The organism is Turicibacter sp. TJ11 (assembly GCF_021497505.1).
Lineage (GTDB): Bacteria > Bacillota_I > Bacilli_A > MOL361 > Turicibacteraceae > Turicibacter.
The window spans coordinates 2,150,625-2,168,692 of sequence record NZ_CP069349.1; the positions used below are offsets into that span (position 1 = coordinate 2,150,625).

Annotated in this window: 2 protein-coding genes, 4 tRNA genes and 10 rRNA genes; all 16 read left to right on the top strand. The window is 48.2% G+C overall.

What is annotated here, in order from left to right; genetic code table 11:
* Window positions 1-16: 16 nt before the first annotated feature.
* Window positions 17-125, top strand: a 5S ribosomal RNA gene (rrf, locus tag JRC48_RS10285).
* 16 nt (window positions 126-141) lie between these two features.
* Window positions 142-215: transfer RNA gene (locus tag JRC48_RS10290), tRNA-Gly, on the top strand.
* A 337-nt stretch (window positions 216-552) separates the two neighbouring features.
* Window positions 553-2,069: ribosomal RNA gene (locus JRC48_RS10295) — 16S ribosomal RNA — on the top strand.
* A gap of 108 nt (window positions 2,070-2,177) precedes the next feature.
* A 23S ribosomal RNA gene (locus JRC48_RS10300) occupies window positions 2,178-5,068 on the top strand.
* Between the two features lie 51 nt (window positions 5,069-5,119).
* Window positions 5,120-5,228, top strand: a 5S ribosomal RNA gene (gene rrf / locus JRC48_RS10305).
* A 16-nt stretch (window positions 5,229-5,244) separates the two neighbouring features.
* Window positions 5,245-5,318: transfer RNA gene (locus JRC48_RS10310), tRNA-Gly, on the top strand.
* A gap of 337 nt (window positions 5,319-5,655) precedes the next feature.
* Window positions 5,656-7,172 (top strand): 16S ribosomal RNA (locus JRC48_RS10315).
* A 108-nt stretch (window positions 7,173-7,280) separates the two neighbouring features.
* Window positions 7,281-10,171, top strand: a 23S ribosomal RNA gene (locus JRC48_RS10320).
* Window positions 10,172-10,222: 51 nt separating this feature from the next.
* Window positions 10,223-10,331: ribosomal RNA gene (rrf, locus tag JRC48_RS10325) — 5S ribosomal RNA — on the top strand.
* Window positions 10,332-10,347: 16 nt separating this feature from the next.
* Window positions 10,348-10,421: transfer RNA gene (locus tag JRC48_RS10330), tRNA-Gly, on the top strand.
* A 337-nt stretch (window positions 10,422-10,758) separates the two neighbouring features.
* Window positions 10,759-12,275, top strand: a 16S ribosomal RNA gene (locus JRC48_RS10335).
* A 108-nt stretch (window positions 12,276-12,383) separates the two neighbouring features.
* Window positions 12,384-15,274 (top strand): 23S ribosomal RNA (locus tag JRC48_RS10340).
* A gap of 51 nt (window positions 15,275-15,325) precedes the next feature.
* Window positions 15,326-15,434, top strand: a 5S ribosomal RNA gene (gene rrf, locus JRC48_RS10345).
* The 16S, 23S and 5S rRNA genes sit together here with 4 tRNA genes alongside, the layout of an rRNA operon.
* A gap of 16 nt (window positions 15,435-15,450) precedes the next feature.
* Window positions 15,451-15,524, top strand: a tRNA-Gly gene (locus tag JRC48_RS10350).
* Between the two features lie 199 nt (window positions 15,525-15,723).
* Window positions 15,724-17,328, top strand: coding sequence for a CTP synthase (locus JRC48_RS10355; RefSeq protein WP_235069446.1), 1,605 nt, complete (start codon window positions 15,724-15,726; stop codon window positions 17,326-17,328).
* A 314-nt stretch (window positions 17,329-17,642) separates the two neighbouring features.
* On the top strand, window positions 17,643-17,954 hold the full coding sequence (locus tag JRC48_RS10360; protein WP_235069447.1) for a hypothetical protein: 312 nt from the start codon (window positions 17,643-17,645) through the stop codon (window positions 17,952-17,954).
* Window positions 17,955-18,068 lie beyond the last annotated feature (114 nt).

Sequence of the window (18,068 nt, forward strand, 5' to 3'; positions counted from 1 at the left end):
ACGAATCTTTCAGAGGTCTAGTGATGATGGCAAGGAGGGCACACCTGTTCCCATACCGAACACAGCAGTTAAGCTCCTTAGCGCCGAGGGTAGTACGCAAGTGCGAGAGTAGGACGTCGCTGGGCCTTTCATTAAATACCTGCGGGTGTAGTTTAATGGTAGAACTTCAGCCTTCCAAGCTGACTGTGAGAGTTCGATTCTCTTCACCCGCTCCAATTGATGATGATGCACCGCAAGGGTGCTTTTTTTGTTTGTTTGAGTTGAGAGTCTAACCAACGATTCATTTAGCGACAGAAATGATAAAATTTCAAAAAAATCATTTGACAGCATTCGACAATCATGGTAAGATAATAAAGTCGTCGGAACGGACAGACAAAAATAAAAACAAAAAAGTTTAAAAAAGTGTTTGACAGAAAAAGTGAGACATGATAAACTAATAAAGTCGCCAAAACAAGGTGATGAGAAGTTCTTTGAAAACTAAACAGAACGTCAAGAAACATTTACTTTTAAGATAAAGTTTCGAACAGAAGCTTAGGATAAAAACAAACATTTAATATGGAGAGTTTGATCCTGGCTCAGGATGAACGCTGGCGGCGTGCCTAATACATGCAAGTCGAGCGAACCACTTCGGTGGTGAGCGGCGAACGGGTGAGTAACACGTAGGTCATCTGCCCATCAGACGGGGACAACGATTGGAAACGATCGCTAATACCGGATAGGACGAAAGTTTAAAGGTGCTCCTGGCACCGCTGATGGATGAGCCTGCGGCGCATTAGCTAGTTGGTAGGGTAACGGCCTACCAAGGCGACGATGCGTAGCCGACCTGAGAGGGTGAACGGCCACACTGGGACTGAGACACGGCCCAGACTCCTACGGGAGGCAGCAGTAGGGAATCTTCGGCAATGGGCGAAAGCCTGACCGAGCAACGCCGCGTGAATGATGAAGGCCTTCGGGTTGTAAAATTCTGTTATAAGGGAAGAACGACTTTAGTAGGAAATGGCTAGAGTGTGACGGTACCTTATGAGAAAGCCACGGCTAACTACGTGCCAGCAGCCGCGGTAATACGTAGGTGGCGAGCGTTATCCGGAATTATTGGGCGTAAAGAGCGCGCAGGTGGTTGATTAAGTCTGATGTGAAAGCCCACGGCTTAACCGTGGAGGGTCATTGGAAACTGGTCAACTTGAGTGCAGAAGAGGGAAGTGGAATTCCATGTGTAGCGGTGAAATGCGTAGAGATATGGAGGAACACCAGTGGCGAAGGCGGCTTCCTGGTCTGTAACTGACACTGAGGCGCGAAAGCGTGGGGAGCAAACAGGATTAGATACCCTGGTAGTCCACGCCGTAAACGATGAGTGCTAAGTGTTGGGGGTCGAACCTCAGTGCTGAAGTTAACGCATTAAGCACTCCGCCTGGGGAGTACGGTCGCAAGACTGAAACTCAAAGGAATTGACGGGGACCCGCACAAGCGGTGGAGCATGTGGTTTAATTCGAAGCAACGCGAAGAACCTTACCAGGTCTTGACATACCGTTGACCGTCCTAGAGATAGGATTTTCCCTTCGGGGACAATGGATACAGGTGGTGCATGGTTGTCGTCAGCTCGTGTCGTGAGATGTTGGGTTAAGTCCCGCAACGAGCGCAACCCCTGTCGTTAGTTGCCAGCATTCAGTTGGGGACTCTAACGAGACTGCCAGTGACAAACTGGAGGAAGGTGGGGATGACGTCAAATCATCATGCCCCTTATGACCTGGGCTACACACGTGCTACAATGGTTGGTACAAAGAGAAGCGAAGCGGTGACGTGGAGCAAACCTCATAAAGCCAATCTCAGTTCGGATTGTAGGCTGCAACTCGCCTACATGAAGTTGGAATCGCTAGTAATCGCGAATCAGAATGTCGCGGTGAATACGTTCCCGGGTCTTGTACACACCGCCCGTCACACCACGAGAGTTTACAACACCCGAAGTCAGTGGCCTAACCGCAAGGAGGGAGCTGCCTAAGGTGGGGTAGATGATTGGGGTGAAGTCGTAACAAGGTATCCCTACCGGAAGGTGGGGATGGATCACCTCCTTTCTATGGAGAAAGCGACGTTCTGTTTAGTTTTGGAAGAATTTCTTCCAAGGTTGATCTTTGAAAACTAGATATCTTCATTCAGAAGAAACAATCAATAGATTTAAAATAGGTTAAGTGAATAAGGGCGCACGGAGGATGCCTTGGCACTAGGAGTCGACGAAGGACGCGACAAACGGCGAAACGCCTCGGGGAGCTGTAAGTGAGCATTGATCCGGGGATATCCGAATGGGGAAACCCGCTAGTGGTGATACGCTAGCACCATCTGGTGAATACATAGCCAGATTGGAGACAGACCCAGGGAACTGAAACATCTAAGTACCTGGAGGAAAAGAAAGAAAGATCGATTCCCGTAGTAGCGGCGAGCGAAGTGGGAAGAGCCCAAACCGGACTTGTCCGGGGTTGTAGGACCTTCAGAATTGACAAATCATGATAGCCGAATGGTCTGGGAAGGCCAACCGTAGGGGGTGAGAGTCCCGTAGGTGAAATTGTGAAATGCATGGAAGGAATCCTGAGTACGGCGGGACACGTGGAATCCCGTCGGAATCAACGAGGACCATCTCGTAAGGCTAAATACTACCTAGTGACCGATAGTGAACCAGTACCGTGAGGGAAAGGTGAAAAGAACCCCGGAAGGGGAGTGAAAGAGAACCTGAAACCGTGTGCCTACAACTAGTCAGAGCCCGTTCATGGGTGATGGCGTGCCTTTTGTAGAATGAACCGGCGAGTTACGATATCGTGCGAGGTTAAGCAGAAGATGCGGAGCCGTAGCGAAAGCGAGTCTGAATAGGGCGATGAGTACGATGTTGTAGACCCGAAACCGTGTGAGCTAGCCATGAGCAGGCTGAAGGTCAGGTAACACTGACTGGAGGGCCGAACCAGGGCACGTTGAAAAGTGCTTGGATGACTTGTGGCTAGGGGTGAAATTCCAATCGAACACGGATATAGCTGGTTCTCTCCGAAATAGCTTTAGGGCTAGCCTCGATGTTAAGTCTACTGGAGGTAGAGCACTGAATGGGTGATGGCCCCACCTCGGGGTACTGATCTCAATCAAACTCCGAATGCCAGATAGATATCATCGGGAGTCAGACTGTGGGTGATAAGGTCCATGGTCAAAAGGGAAAGAGCCCAGACCGCCAGCTAAGGCCCCCAAGTGTCCGTTAAGTGGAAAAGGATGTGGAGATGCACAGACAACTAGGAGGTTGGCTTAGAAGCAGCCATCCTTTAAAGAGTGCGTAATAGCTCACTAGTCGAGTGACTCTGCGCCGAAAATGTACCGGGGCTAAACGGACCGCCGAAGCTGCGGATTGACTTTAGAGTCAGTGGTAGGAGAGCGTTCTAACAGCGGAGAAGCAGTACCGGAAGGAGCTGTGGAGCGGTTAGAAGTGAGAATGCCGGTGTGAGTAGCGAAAGATAGGTGAGAATCCTATCCATCGAAAGCCTAAGGTTTCCAGGGGAAGGCTCGTCCGCCCTGGGTAAGTCGGGACCTAAGGTGAGGCCGAAAGGCGTAGCCGATGGACAACAGGTTGATATTCCTGTACCACTTATTAAACTGATGGAGTGACGGAGAAGGCTAAGTTGAGCGTGTGAATGGATTCACGTGTAAGCAGTGAGGTGGTCATGTAGGCAAATCCGCATGGCATAACATTGAGCTGTGATGCCGAAGCCAATAGGCGAAGTCAACTGACGTCACGCTTCCAAGAAAAGCTTCTAGGGTTAATTTAGTAAGTGCCCGTACCGATAACCGACACAGGTAGGCGAGGAGAGAATCCTAAGATGAGCGAGAGAACTCTTGTTAAGGAACTCGGCAAAATGACCCCGTAACTTCGGGAGAAGGGGTGCTTGTGAAAGCAAGCCGCAGTGAATAGGCCCAGGCGACTGTTTATCAAAAACACAGGTCTCTGCTAAACCGCAAGGTGATGTATAGGGGCTGACGCCTGCCCGGTGCTGGAAGGTTAAGAGGAGAGGTTAGCGCAAGCGAAGCTTTGAATTGAAGCCCCAGTAAACGGCGGCCGTAACTATAACGGTCCTAAGGTAGCGAAATTCCTTGTCGGGTAAGTTCCGACCCGCACGAAAGGCGTAACGATCTGGGCGCTGTCTCAACAAGAGACTCGGTGAAATCATAGTACCTGTGAAGATGCAGGTTACCCGCGACAGGACGGAAAGACCCCGTGGAGCTTTACTGTAGCTTGATATTGAGCACTGGTGGCACATGTACAGGATAGGTAGGAGACGAAGAAACCAGGACGCCAGTCTTGGTGGAGTCGCTGTTGGGATACTACCCTTGTGTTACTGGGGTTCTAACCCGTGGCCCTCATCGGGTCAGGGAACAGTGTCAGGTGGGCAGTTTGACTGGGGCGGTCGCCTCCCAAAGAGTAACGGAGGCGCCCAAAGGTTCCCTCAGAATGGTTGGAAATCATTCGAAGAGTGTAAAGGCAGAAGGGAGCTTGACTGCGAGACCTACAAGTCGAGCAGGGACGAAAGTCGGGCTTAGTGATCCGGCGGTACCGAATGGAAGGGCCGTCGCTCAACGGATAAAAGCTACCCCGGGGATAACAGGCTGATCTCCCCCAAGAGTTCACATCGACGGGGAGGTTTGGCACCTCGATGTCGGCTCATCGCATCCTGGGGCTGTAGTCGGTCCCAAGGGTTGGGCTGTTCGCCCATTAAAGCGGTACGCGAGCTGGGTTCAGAACGTCGTGAGACAGTTCGGTCCCTATCCGTCGTGGGCGTAGGAAATTTGAGAGGAGCTGTCCTTAGTACGAGAGGACCGGGATGGACACACCGCTGGTGTACCAGTTGTTCTGCCAGGAGCATCGCTGGGTAGCTACGTGTGGACGGGATAAACGCTGAAAGCATCTAAGCGTGAAGCCCCCCTCAAGATGAGATTTCCCATTCGAAAGAAGTAAGATCCCTTGAAGACGACGAGGTGGATAGGTCAGGAGTGGAAGTGTGGTGACACATGGAGCGGACTGATACTAATCGATCGAGGACTTAACCAACGAAACTGAAGAAGATATCTAGTTTTGGAAGATTAACGAATCTTTCAGAGGTCTAGTGATGATGGCAAGGAGGGCACACCTGTTCCCATACCGAACACAGCAGTTAAGCTCCTTAGCGCCGAGGGTAGTACGCAAGTGCGAGAGTAGGACGTCGCTGGGCCTTTCATTAAATACCTGCGGGTGTAGTTTAATGGTAGAACTTCAGCCTTCCAAGCTGACTGTGAGAGTTCGATTCTCTTCACCCGCTCCAATTGATGATGATGCACCGCAAGGGTGCTTTTTTTGTTTGTTTGAGTTGAGAGTCTAACCAACGATTCATTTAGCGACAGAAATGATAAAATTTCAAAAAAATCATTTGACAGCATTCGACAATCATGGTAAGATAATAAAGTCGTCGGAACGGACAGACAAAAATAAAAACAAAAAAGTTTAAAAAAGTGTTTGACAGAAAAAGTGAGACATGATAAACTAATAAAGTCGCCAAAACAAGGTGATGAGAAGTTCTTTGAAAACTAAACAGAACGTCAAGAAACATTTACTTTTAAGATAAAGTTTCGAACAGAAGCTTAGGATAAAAACAAACATTTAATATGGAGAGTTTGATCCTGGCTCAGGATGAACGCTGGCGGCGTGCCTAATACATGCAAGTCGAGCGAACCACTTCGGTGGTGAGCGGCGAACGGGTGAGTAACACGTAGGTCATCTGCCCATCAGACGGGGACAACGATTGGAAACGATCGCTAATACCGGATAGGACGAAAGTTTAAAGGTGCTCCTGGCACCGCTGATGGATGAGCCTGCGGCGCATTAGCTAGTTGGTAGGGTAACGGCCTACCAAGGCGACGATGCGTAGCCGACCTGAGAGGGTGAACGGCCACACTGGGACTGAGACACGGCCCAGACTCCTACGGGAGGCAGCAGTAGGGAATCTTCGGCAATGGGCGAAAGCCTGACCGAGCAACGCCGCGTGAATGATGAAGGCCTTCGGGTTGTAAAATTCTGTTATAAGGGAAGAACGACTTTAGTAGGAAATGGCTAGAGTGTGACGGTACCTTATGAGAAAGCCACGGCTAACTACGTGCCAGCAGCCGCGGTAATACGTAGGTGGCGAGCGTTATCCGGAATTATTGGGCGTAAAGAGCGCGCAGGTGGTTGATTAAGTCTGATGTGAAAGCCCACGGCTTAACCGTGGAGGGTCATTGGAAACTGGTCAACTTGAGTGCAGAAGAGGGAAGTGGAATTCCATGTGTAGCGGTGAAATGCGTAGAGATATGGAGGAACACCAGTGGCGAAGGCGGCTTCCTGGTCTGTAACTGACACTGAGGCGCGAAAGCGTGGGGAGCAAACAGGATTAGATACCCTGGTAGTCCACGCCGTAAACGATGAGTGCTAAGTGTTGGGGGTCGAACCTCAGTGCTGAAGTTAACGCATTAAGCACTCCGCCTGGGGAGTACGGTCGCAAGACTGAAACTCAAAGGAATTGACGGGGACCCGCACAAGCGGTGGAGCATGTGGTTTAATTCGAAGCAACGCGAAGAACCTTACCAGGTCTTGACATACCGTTGACCGTCCTAGAGATAGGATTTTCCCTTCGGGGACAATGGATACAGGTGGTGCATGGTTGTCGTCAGCTCGTGTCGTGAGATGTTGGGTTAAGTCCCGCAACGAGCGCAACCCCTGTCGTTAGTTGCCAGCATTCAGTTGGGGACTCTAACGAGACTGCCAGTGACAAACTGGAGGAAGGTGGGGATGACGTCAAATCATCATGCCCCTTATGACCTGGGCTACACACGTGCTACAATGGTTGGTACAAAGAGAAGCGAAGCGGTGACGTGGAGCAAACCTCATAAAGCCAATCTCAGTTCGGATTGTAGGCTGCAACTCGCCTACATGAAGTTGGAATCGCTAGTAATCGCGAATCAGAATGTCGCGGTGAATACGTTCCCGGGTCTTGTACACACCGCCCGTCACACCACGAGAGTTTACAACACCCGAAGTCAGTGGCCTAACCGCAAGGAGGGAGCTGCCTAAGGTGGGGTAGATGATTGGGGTGAAGTCGTAACAAGGTATCCCTACCGGAAGGTGGGGATGGATCACCTCCTTTCTATGGAGAAAGCGACGTTCTGTTTAGTTTTGGAAGAATTTCTTCCAAGGTTGATCTTTGAAAACTAGATATCTTCATTCAGAAGAAACAATCAATAGATTTAAAATAGGTTAAGTGAATAAGGGCGCACGGAGGATGCCTTGGCACTAGGAGTCGACGAAGGACGCGACAAACGGCGAAACGCCTCGGGGAGCTGTAAGTGAGCATTGATCCGGGGATATCCGAATGGGGAAACCCGCTAGTGGTGATACGCTAGCACCATCTGGTGAATACATAGCCAGATTGGAGACAGACCCAGGGAACTGAAACATCTAAGTACCTGGAGGAAAAGAAAGAAAGATCGATTCCCGTAGTAGCGGCGAGCGAAGTGGGAAGAGCCCAAACCGGACTTGTCCGGGGTTGTAGGACCTTCAGAATTGACAAATCATGATAGCCGAATGGTCTGGGAAGGCCAACCGTAGGGGGTGAGAGTCCCGTAGGTGAAATTGTGAAATGCATGGAAGGAATCCTGAGTACGGCGGGACACGTGGAATCCCGTCGGAATCAACGAGGACCATCTCGTAAGGCTAAATACTACCTAGTGACCGATAGTGAACCAGTACCGTGAGGGAAAGGTGAAAAGAACCCCGGAAGGGGAGTGAAAGAGAACCTGAAACCGTGTGCCTACAACTAGTCAGAGCCCGTTCATGGGTGATGGCGTGCCTTTTGTAGAATGAACCGGCGAGTTACGATATCGTGCGAGGTTAAGCAGAAGATGCGGAGCCGTAGCGAAAGCGAGTCTGAATAGGGCGATGAGTACGATGTTGTAGACCCGAAACCGTGTGAGCTAGCCATGAGCAGGCTGAAGGTCAGGTAACACTGACTGGAGGGCCGAACCAGGGCACGTTGAAAAGTGCTTGGATGACTTGTGGCTAGGGGTGAAATTCCAATCGAACACGGATATAGCTGGTTCTCTCCGAAATAGCTTTAGGGCTAGCCTCGATGTTAAGTCTACTGGAGGTAGAGCACTGAATGGGTGATGGCCCCACCTCGGGGTACTGATCTCAATCAAACTCCGAATGCCAGATAGATATCATCGGGAGTCAGACTGTGGGTGATAAGGTCCATGGTCAAAAGGGAAAGAGCCCAGACCGCCAGCTAAGGCCCCCAAGTGTCCGTTAAGTGGAAAAGGATGTGGAGATGCACAGACAACTAGGAGGTTGGCTTAGAAGCAGCCATCCTTTAAAGAGTGCGTAATAGCTCACTAGTCGAGTGACTCTGCGCCGAAAATGTACCGGGGCTAAACGGACCGCCGAAGCTGCGGATTGACTTTAGAGTCAGTGGTAGGAGAGCGTTCTAACAGCGGAGAAGCAGTACCGGAAGGAGCTGTGGAGCGGTTAGAAGTGAGAATGCCGGTGTGAGTAGCGAAAGATAGGTGAGAATCCTATCCATCGAAAGCCTAAGGTTTCCAGGGGAAGGCTCGTCCGCCCTGGGTAAGTCGGGACCTAAGGTGAGGCCGAAAGGCGTAGCCGATGGACAACAGGTTGATATTCCTGTACCACTTATTAAACTGATGGAGTGACGGAGAAGGCTAAGTTGAGCGTGTGAATGGATTCACGTGTAAGCAGTGAGGTGGTCATGTAGGCAAATCCGCATGGCATAACATTGAGCTGTGATGCCGAAGCCAATAGGCGAAGTCAACTGACGTCACGCTTCCAAGAAAAGCTTCTAGGGTTAATTTAGTAAGTGCCCGTACCGATAACCGACACAGGTAGGCGAGGAGAGAATCCTAAGATGAGCGAGAGAACTCTTGTTAAGGAACTCGGCAAAATGACCCCGTAACTTCGGGAGAAGGGGTGCTTGTGAAAGCAAGCCGCAGTGAATAGGCCCAGGCGACTGTTTATCAAAAACACAGGTCTCTGCTAAACCGCAAGGTGATGTATAGGGGCTGACGCCTGCCCGGTGCTGGAAGGTTAAGAGGAGAGGTTAGCGCAAGCGAAGCTTTGAATTGAAGCCCCAGTAAACGGCGGCCGTAACTATAACGGTCCTAAGGTAGCGAAATTCCTTGTCGGGTAAGTTCCGACCCGCACGAAAGGCGTAACGATCTGGGCGCTGTCTCAACAAGAGACTCGGTGAAATCATAGTACCTGTGAAGATGCAGGTTACCCGCGACAGGACGGAAAGACCCCGTGGAGCTTTACTGTAGCTTGATATTGAGCACTGGTGGCACATGTACAGGATAGGTAGGAGACGAAGAAACCAGGACGCCAGTCTTGGTGGAGTCGCTGTTGGGATACTACCCTTGTGTTACTGGGGTTCTAACCCGTGGCCCTCATCGGGTCAGGGAACAGTGTCAGGTGGGCAGTTTGACTGGGGCGGTCGCCTCCCAAAGAGTAACGGAGGCGCCCAAAGGTTCCCTCAGAATGGTTGGAAATCATTCGAAGAGTGTAAAGGCAGAAGGGAGCTTGACTGCGAGACCTACAAGTCGAGCAGGGACGAAAGTCGGGCTTAGTGATCCGGCGGTACCGAATGGAAGGGCCGTCGCTCAACGGATAAAAGCTACCCCGGGGATAACAGGCTGATCTCCCCCAAGAGTTCACATCGACGGGGAGGTTTGGCACCTCGATGTCGGCTCATCGCATCCTGGGGCTGTAGTCGGTCCCAAGGGTTGGGCTGTTCGCCCATTAAAGCGGTACGCGAGCTGGGTTCAGAACGTCGTGAGACAGTTCGGTCCCTATCCGTCGTGGGCGTAGGAAATTTGAGAGGAGCTGTCCTTAGTACGAGAGGACCGGGATGGACACACCGCTGGTGTACCAGTTGTTCTGCCAGGAGCATCGCTGGGTAGCTACGTGTGGACGGGATAAACGCTGAAAGCATCTAAGCGTGAAGCCCCCCTCAAGATGAGATTTCCCATTCGAAAGAAGTAAGATCCCTTGAAGACGACGAGGTGGATAGGTCAGGAGTGGAAGTGTGGTGACACATGGAGCGGACTGATACTAATCGATCGAGGACTTAACCAACGAAACTGAAGAAGATATCTAGTTTTGGAAGATTAACGAATCTTTCAGAGGTCTAGTGATGATGGCAAGGAGGGCACACCTGTTCCCATACCGAACACAGCAGTTAAGCTCCTTAGCGCCGAGGGTAGTACGCAAGTGCGAGAGTAGGACGTCGCTGGGCCTTTCATTAAATACCTGCGGGTGTAGTTTAATGGTAGAACTTCAGCCTTCCAAGCTGACTGTGAGAGTTCGATTCTCTTCACCCGCTCCAATTGATGATGATGCACCGCAAGGGTGCTTTTTTTGTTTGTTTGAGTTGAGAGTCTAACCAACGATTCATTTAGCGACAGAAATGATAAAATTTCAAAAAAATCATTTGACAGCATTCGACAATCATGGTAAGATAATAAAGTCGTCGGAACGGACAGACAAAAATAAAAACAAAAAAGTTTAAAAAAGTGTTTGACAGAAAAAGTGAGACATGATAAACTAATAAAGTCGCCAAAACAAGGTGATGAGAAGTTCTTTGAAAACTAAACAGAACGTCAAGAAACATTTACTTTTAAGATAAAGTTTCGAACAGAAGCTTAGGATAAAAACAAACATTTAATATGGAGAGTTTGATCCTGGCTCAGGATGAACGCTGGCGGCGTGCCTAATACATGCAAGTCGAGCGAACCACTTCGGTGGTGAGCGGCGAACGGGTGAGTAACACGTAGGTCATCTGCCCATCAGACGGGGACAACGATTGGAAACGATCGCTAATACCGGATAGGACGAAAGTTTAAAGGTGCTCCTGGCACCGCTGATGGATGAGCCTGCGGCGCATTAGCTAGTTGGTAGGGTAACGGCCTACCAAGGCGACGATGCGTAGCCGACCTGAGAGGGTGAACGGCCACACTGGGACTGAGACACGGCCCAGACTCCTACGGGAGGCAGCAGTAGGGAATCTTCGGCAATGGGCGAAAGCCTGACCGAGCAACGCCGCGTGAATGATGAAGGCCTTCGGGTTGTAAAATTCTGTTATAAGGGAAGAACGACTTTAGTAGGAAATGGCTAGAGTGTGACGGTACCTTATGAGAAAGCCACGGCTAACTACGTGCCAGCAGCCGCGGTAATACGTAGGTGGCGAGCGTTATCCGGAATTATTGGGCGTAAAGAGCGCGCAGGTGGTTGATTAAGTCTGATGTGAAAGCCCACGGCTTAACCGTGGAGGGTCATTGGAAACTGGTCAACTTGAGTGCAGAAGAGGGAAGTGGAATTCCATGTGTAGCGGTGAAATGCGTAGAGATATGGAGGAACACCAGTGGCGAAGGCGGCTTCCTGGTCTGTAACTGACACTGAGGCGCGAAAGCGTGGGGAGCAAACAGGATTAGATACCCTGGTAGTCCACGCCGTAAACGATGAGTGCTAAGTGTTGGGGGTCGAACCTCAGTGCTGAAGTTAACGCATTAAGCACTCCGCCTGGGGAGTACGGTCGCAAGACTGAAACTCAAAGGAATTGACGGGGACCCGCACAAGCGGTGGAGCATGTGGTTTAATTCGAAGCAACGCGAAGAACCTTACCAGGTCTTGACATACCGTTGACCGTCCTAGAGATAGGATTTTCCCTTCGGGGACAATGGATACAGGTGGTGCATGGTTGTCGTCAGCTCGTGTCGTGAGATGTTGGGTTAAGTCCCGCAACGAGCGCAACCCCTGTCGTTAGTTGCCAGCATTCAGTTGGGGACTCTAACGAGACTGCCAGTGACAAACTGGAGGAAGGTGGGGATGACGTCAAATCATCATGCCCCTTATGACCTGGGCTACACACGTGCTACAATGGTTGGTACAAAGAGAAGCGAAGCGGTGACGTGGAGCAAACCTCATAAAGCCAATCTCAGTTCGGATTGTAGGCTGCAACTCGCCTACATGAAGTTGGAATCGCTAGTAATCGCGAATCAGAATGTCGCGGTGAATACGTTCCCGGGTCTTGTACACACCGCCCGTCACACCACGAGAGTTTACAACACCCGAAGTCAGTGGCCTAACCGCAAGGAGGGAGCTGCCTAAGGTGGGGTAGATGATTGGGGTGAAGTCGTAACAAGGTATCCCTACCGGAAGGTGGGGATGGATCACCTCCTTTCTATGGAGAAAGCGACGTTCTGTTTAGTTTTGGAAGAATTTCTTCCAAGGTTGATCTTTGAAAACTAGATATCTTCATTCAGAAGAAACAATCAATAGATTTAAAATAGGTTAAGTGAATAAGGGCGCACGGAGGATGCCTTGGCACTAGGAGTCGACGAAGGACGCGACAAACGGCGAAACGCCTCGGGGAGCTGTAAGTGAGCATTGATCCGGGGATATCCGAATGGGGAAACCCGCTAGTGGTGATACGCTAGCACCATCTGGTGAATACATAGCCAGATTGGAGACAGACCCAGGGAACTGAAACATCTAAGTACCTGGAGGAAAAGAAAGAAAGATCGATTCCCGTAGTAGCGGCGAGCGAAGTGGGAAGAGCCCAAACCGGACTTGTCCGGGGTTGTAGGACCTTCAGAATTGACAAATCATGATAGCCGAATGGTCTGGGAAGGCCAACCGTAGGGGGTGAGAGTCCCGTAGGTGAAATTGTGAAATGCATGGAAGGAATCCTGAGTACGGCGGGACACGTGGAATCCCGTCGGAATCAACGAGGACCATCTCGTAAGGCTAAATACTACCTAGTGACCGATAGTGAACCAGTACCGTGAGGGAAAGGTGAAAAGAACCCCGGAAGGGGAGTGAAAGAGAACCTGAAACCGTGTGCCTACAACTAGTCAGAGCCCGTTCATGGGTGATGGCGTGCCTTTTGTAGAATGAACCGGCGAGTTACGATATCGTGCGAGGTTAAGCAGAAGATGCGGAGCCGTAGCGAAAGCGAGTCTGAATAGGGCGATGAGTACGATGTTGTAGACCCGAAACCGTGTGAGCTAGCCATGAGCAGGCTGAAGGTCAGGTAACACTGACTGGAGGGCCGAACCAGGGCACGTTGAAAAGTGCTTGGATGACTTGTGGCTAGGGGTGAAATTCCAATCGAACACGGATATAGCTGGTTCTCTCCGAAATAGCTTTAGGGCTAGCCTCGATGTTAAGTCTACTGGAGGTAGAGCACTGAATGGGTGATGGCCCCACCTCGGGGTACTGATCTCAATCAAACTCCGAATGCCAGATAGATATCATCGGGAGTCAGACTGTGGGTGATAAGGTCCATGGTCAAAAGGGAAAGAGCCCAGACCGCCAGCTAAGGCCCCCAAGTGTCCGTTAAGTGGAAAAGGATGTGGAGATGCACAGACAACTAGGAGGTTGGCTTAGAAGCAGCCATCCTTTAAAGAGTGCGTAATAGCTCACTAGTCGAGTGACTCTGCGCCGAAAATGTACCGGGGCTAAACGGACCGCCGAAGCTGCGGATTGACTTTAGAGTCAGTGGTAGGAGAGCGTTCTAACAGCGGAGAAGCAGTACCGGAAGGAGCTGTGGAGCGGTTAGAAGTGAGAATGCCGGTGTGAGTAGCGAAAGATAGGTGAGAATCCTATCCATCGAAAGCCTAAGGTTTCCAGGGGAAGGCTCGTCCGCCCTGGGTAAGTCGGGACCTAAGGTGAGGCCGAAAGGCGTAGCCGATGGACAACAGGTTGATATTCCTGTACCACTTATTAAACTGATGGAGTGACGGAGAAGGCTAAGTTGAGCGTGTGAATGGATTCACGTGTAAGCAGTGAGGTGGTCATGTAGGCAAATCCGCATGGCATAACATTGAGCTGTGATGCCGAAGCCAATAGGCGAAGTCAACTGACGTCACGCTTCCAAGAAAAGCTTCTAGGGTTAATTTAGTAAGTGCCCGTACCGATAACCGACACAGGTAGGCGAGGAGAGAATCCTAAGATGAGCGAGAGAACTCTTGTTAAGGAACTCGGCAAAATGACCCCGTAACTTCGGGAGAAGGGGTGCTTGTGAAAGCAAGCCGCAGTGAATAGGCCCAGGCGACTGTTTATCAAAAACACAGGTCTCTGCTAAACCGCAAGGTGATGTATAGGGGCTGACGCCTGCCCGGTGCTGGAAGGTTAAGAGGAGAGGTTAGCGCAAGCGAAGCTTTGAATTGAAGCCCCAGTAAACGGCGGCCGTAACTATAACGGTCCTAAGGTAGCGAAATTCCTTGTCGGGTAAGTTCCGACCCGCACGAAAGGCGTAACGATCTGGGCGCTGTCTCAACAAGAGACTCGGTGAAATCATAGTACCTGTGAAGATGCAGGTTACCCGCGACAGGACGGAAAGACCCCGTGGAGCTTTACTGTAGCTTGATATTGAGCACTGGTGGCACATGTACAGGATAGGTAGGAGACGAAGAAACCAGGACGCCAGTCTTGGTGGAGTCGCTGTTGGGATACTACCCTTGTGTTACTGGGGTTCTAACCCGTGGCCCTCATCGGGTCAGGGAACAGTGTCAGGTGGGCAGTTTGACTGGGGCGGTCGCCTCCCAAAGAGTAACGGAGGCGCCCAAAGGTTCCCTCAGAATGGTTGGAAATCATTCGAAGAGTGTAAAGGCAGAAGGGAGCTTGACTGCGAGACCTACAAGTCGAGCAGGGACGAAAGTCGGGCTTAGTGATCCGGCGGTACCGAATGGAAGGGCCGTCGCTCAACGGATAAAAGCTACCCCGGGGATAACAGGCTGATCTCCCCCAAGAGTTCACATCGACGGGGAGGTTTGGCACCTCGATGTCGGCTCATCGCATCCTGGGGCTGTAGTCGGTCCCAAGGGTTGGGCTGTTCGCCCATTAAAGCGGTACGCGAGCTGGGTTCAGAACGTCGTGAGACAGTTCGGTCCCTATCCGTCGTGGGCGTAGGAAATTTGAGAGGAGCTGTCCTTAGTACGAGAGGACCGGGATGGACACACCGCTGGTGTACCAGTTGTTCTGCCAGGAGCATCGCTGGGTAGCTACGTGTGGACGGGATAAACGCTGAAAGCATCTAAGCGTGAAGCCCCCCTCAAGATGAGATTTCCCATTCGAAAGAAGTAAGATCCCTTGAAGACGACGAGGTGGATAGGTCAGGAGTGGAAGTGTGGTGACACATGGAGCGGACTGATACTAATCGATCGAGGACTTAACCAACGAAACTGAAGAAGATATCTAGTTTTGGAAGATTAACGAATCTTTCAGAGGTCTAGTGATGATGGCAAGGAGGGCACACCTGTTCCCATACCGAACACAGCAGTTAAGCTCCTTAGCGCCGAGGGTAGTACGCAAGTGCGAGAGTAGGACGTCGCTGGGCCTTTCATTAAATACCTGCGGGTGTAGTTTAATGGTAGAACTTCAGCCTTCCAAGCTGACTGTGAGAGTTCGATTCTCTTCACCCGCTCCAATTGATGATGATGCACCGCAAGGGTGCTTTTTTTTGTTTTGATTATAATAGAAAAATGTATATATTTGCCTTTTGTTGTTGTATTATCAAAATATATCTGATAATATATTCAAGAGCCCTAAAAAAATGCTCTCCGTTATGGAGGGCTTATTTTTTTATCTAAAAGCAGAAACTTATTACATTACAGGAGGAATAATATATGACAAAATATATTTTTGTTACAGGTGGGGTTGTGTCATCGTTAGGAAAAGGAATTACAGCTTCATCTCTTGGTCGACTATTAAAAAATCGAGGTCTTAAAGTTTTTATGCAAAAGTTCGATCCTTATATTAATGTTGACCCTGGTACTATGAGTCCATATCAACATGGTGAAGTTTTTGTAACGGATGATGGGGCAGAAACGGATTTAGATTTAGGACATTATGAACGTTTTATTGATGAAAACTTATCACAAAATTCTAATATTACGACAGGTCGTGTTTACTCAAATGTTATTGAGAAGGAACGTCGTGGAGAATATTTAGGTGCTACGGTTCAGGTTATCCCTCATATTACAAATGAGATTAAATCAAAATTAGTTGCGGCTGCTGAAGATAGTGATGCAGATATCATCATTACAGAAATTGGTGGTACGGTAGGTGATATTGAATCATTACCATTTTTAGAAGCAATTCGTCAAGCACGTAAGGATTTTGGATATCATAATACATTATATATTCATACAACATTAGTACCATATTTAAAAGCTGCTGGTGAAATTAAGACAAAACCAACTCAACATAGTGTTAAAGAGTTACTATCGTTAGGGATTCAGCCAGATGTAATTGTTTTACGTACGGAAGTGGATATTGAAGATCATGTTAAAGAAAAAATTTCTTCATTCTGTAACGTGCCTAAAGAGGCGGTTGTTCAGGCAATGGATGCTGATGTTTTATATGAAATTCCAATGCATTTAAAAGCTCAAGGTTTAGATGAGTATGTATGTAAACACTTTGGACTTGAAACACCTGAAGCTGATATGACTGAATGGCAACAATTAATTGAAACAGTTCGTCATTTAGAAGGAGAAGTCTCAATTGCATTAGTTGGAAAATATGTATCATTACCGGATGCTTATTTATCAGTGGTAGAGGCATTAAAACATGCGGGATATCACTTTGGTAAAAAGGTAAAAATTAAATGGATCGACTCTGAAAAGGTAACAGAAGATACGGTAGAAGAGTTATTTGCTGACGTGGATGGTATTTTAGTACCTGGTGGATTTGGAAATCGTGGAGTAGAAGGAAAGATTTTATCTGCTAAATTTGCACGTGAAAATAATGTCCCTTACTTCGGTATTTGTTTAGGGATGCAAATTGCTGCTATTGAATTTGCACGTCATGTTGCTAAATTAGAAGGAGCTAATTCAACAGAATTTGATGCAAATACACCACATGCCATTTTTGATTATTTACCTGATCAATATGAAGGAATTAAAATGGGTGGAACTTTACGTTTAGGATTATATGATTGCTATGTAAAAGAAGGAACAAAAGCGTTTGATGCTTATCAATCAGTAAATGTGAAAGAGCGCCATCGTCATCGTTATGAATTTAACAATCAATATAAAACTATTTTAGAGAATGCTGGGTTAGTCTTCTCAGGAATTAACCCACAAACAGGATTAGTAGAAATAATTGAAAATCCACAACATCGTTGGTTTGTTGCTGGACAATTCCATCCTGAATTCTTGTCACGTCCACAAAAACCACAGCCATTATTCCGTGATTTTATTAAAGCGGCTATTGATTTTAATCTAGAATAATAATTATTAAAAATCAATCACATGATGTATGAAAGTGTTGAGTATACTTTTAGGGGATTAAAAAAATTATAATTGGTATAATATGTTTTATTTTTAGCGTTACTAGTTGTCATTTTAAGATTAATGCACGGTCAGTAGAACTAGAATTTTTATCTAATTCAAATGAGCAATGGTTAGTAGAAACGACTCAAAGTAAATTTAAAATTGGATATCCTTCTTCTATAACCCCTTTGAATTACTATTACTATAGTTCTCTAAAAGGGGTTATAGTAGATGTTTTTCAAGAGTTTTCAGATTTATAAAATAAAAATATAGTGTCTTATTTTGTTTCTGACATTAACGAAAATCAAGAATTAATGGACTATAATATTATCGATGCTTTTATTGCTGGAAAAATGTCTGACTATGATGGGCTTCACTATAGCTCTCCTATTTGTGAGTTTGAGTATAGTTTTTATGTTAATCAATATAGTAAGATTAAAAATATGACTGATTTAACGAACTATAAAATTGGAGTTGTGGACAACGATGATAAAATATGGTCTTATCTATCTGACGTTAGCCTGATTGTAACTTATCCAAATTATAGTTCTCTTTATAATGGACTATTAAATGAAGAGAGATAAGATCAACAGAGTATTTTTCATCGGAATGGTATTTTATTTCAGATGATCGTCGTTTCATCTCAATTTTGGATGAAATTATGGCTAAGATGCAGACGATGGAAAGATATGCAGATT

What these genes read in the sequence shown, in the direction of transcription:
- JRC48_RS10355 (WP_235069446.1), top strand. Translation starts at nt 15,724, where the DNA reads ATGACAAAATATATTTTTGTTACAGGTGGGGTTGTGTCATCGTTAGGA.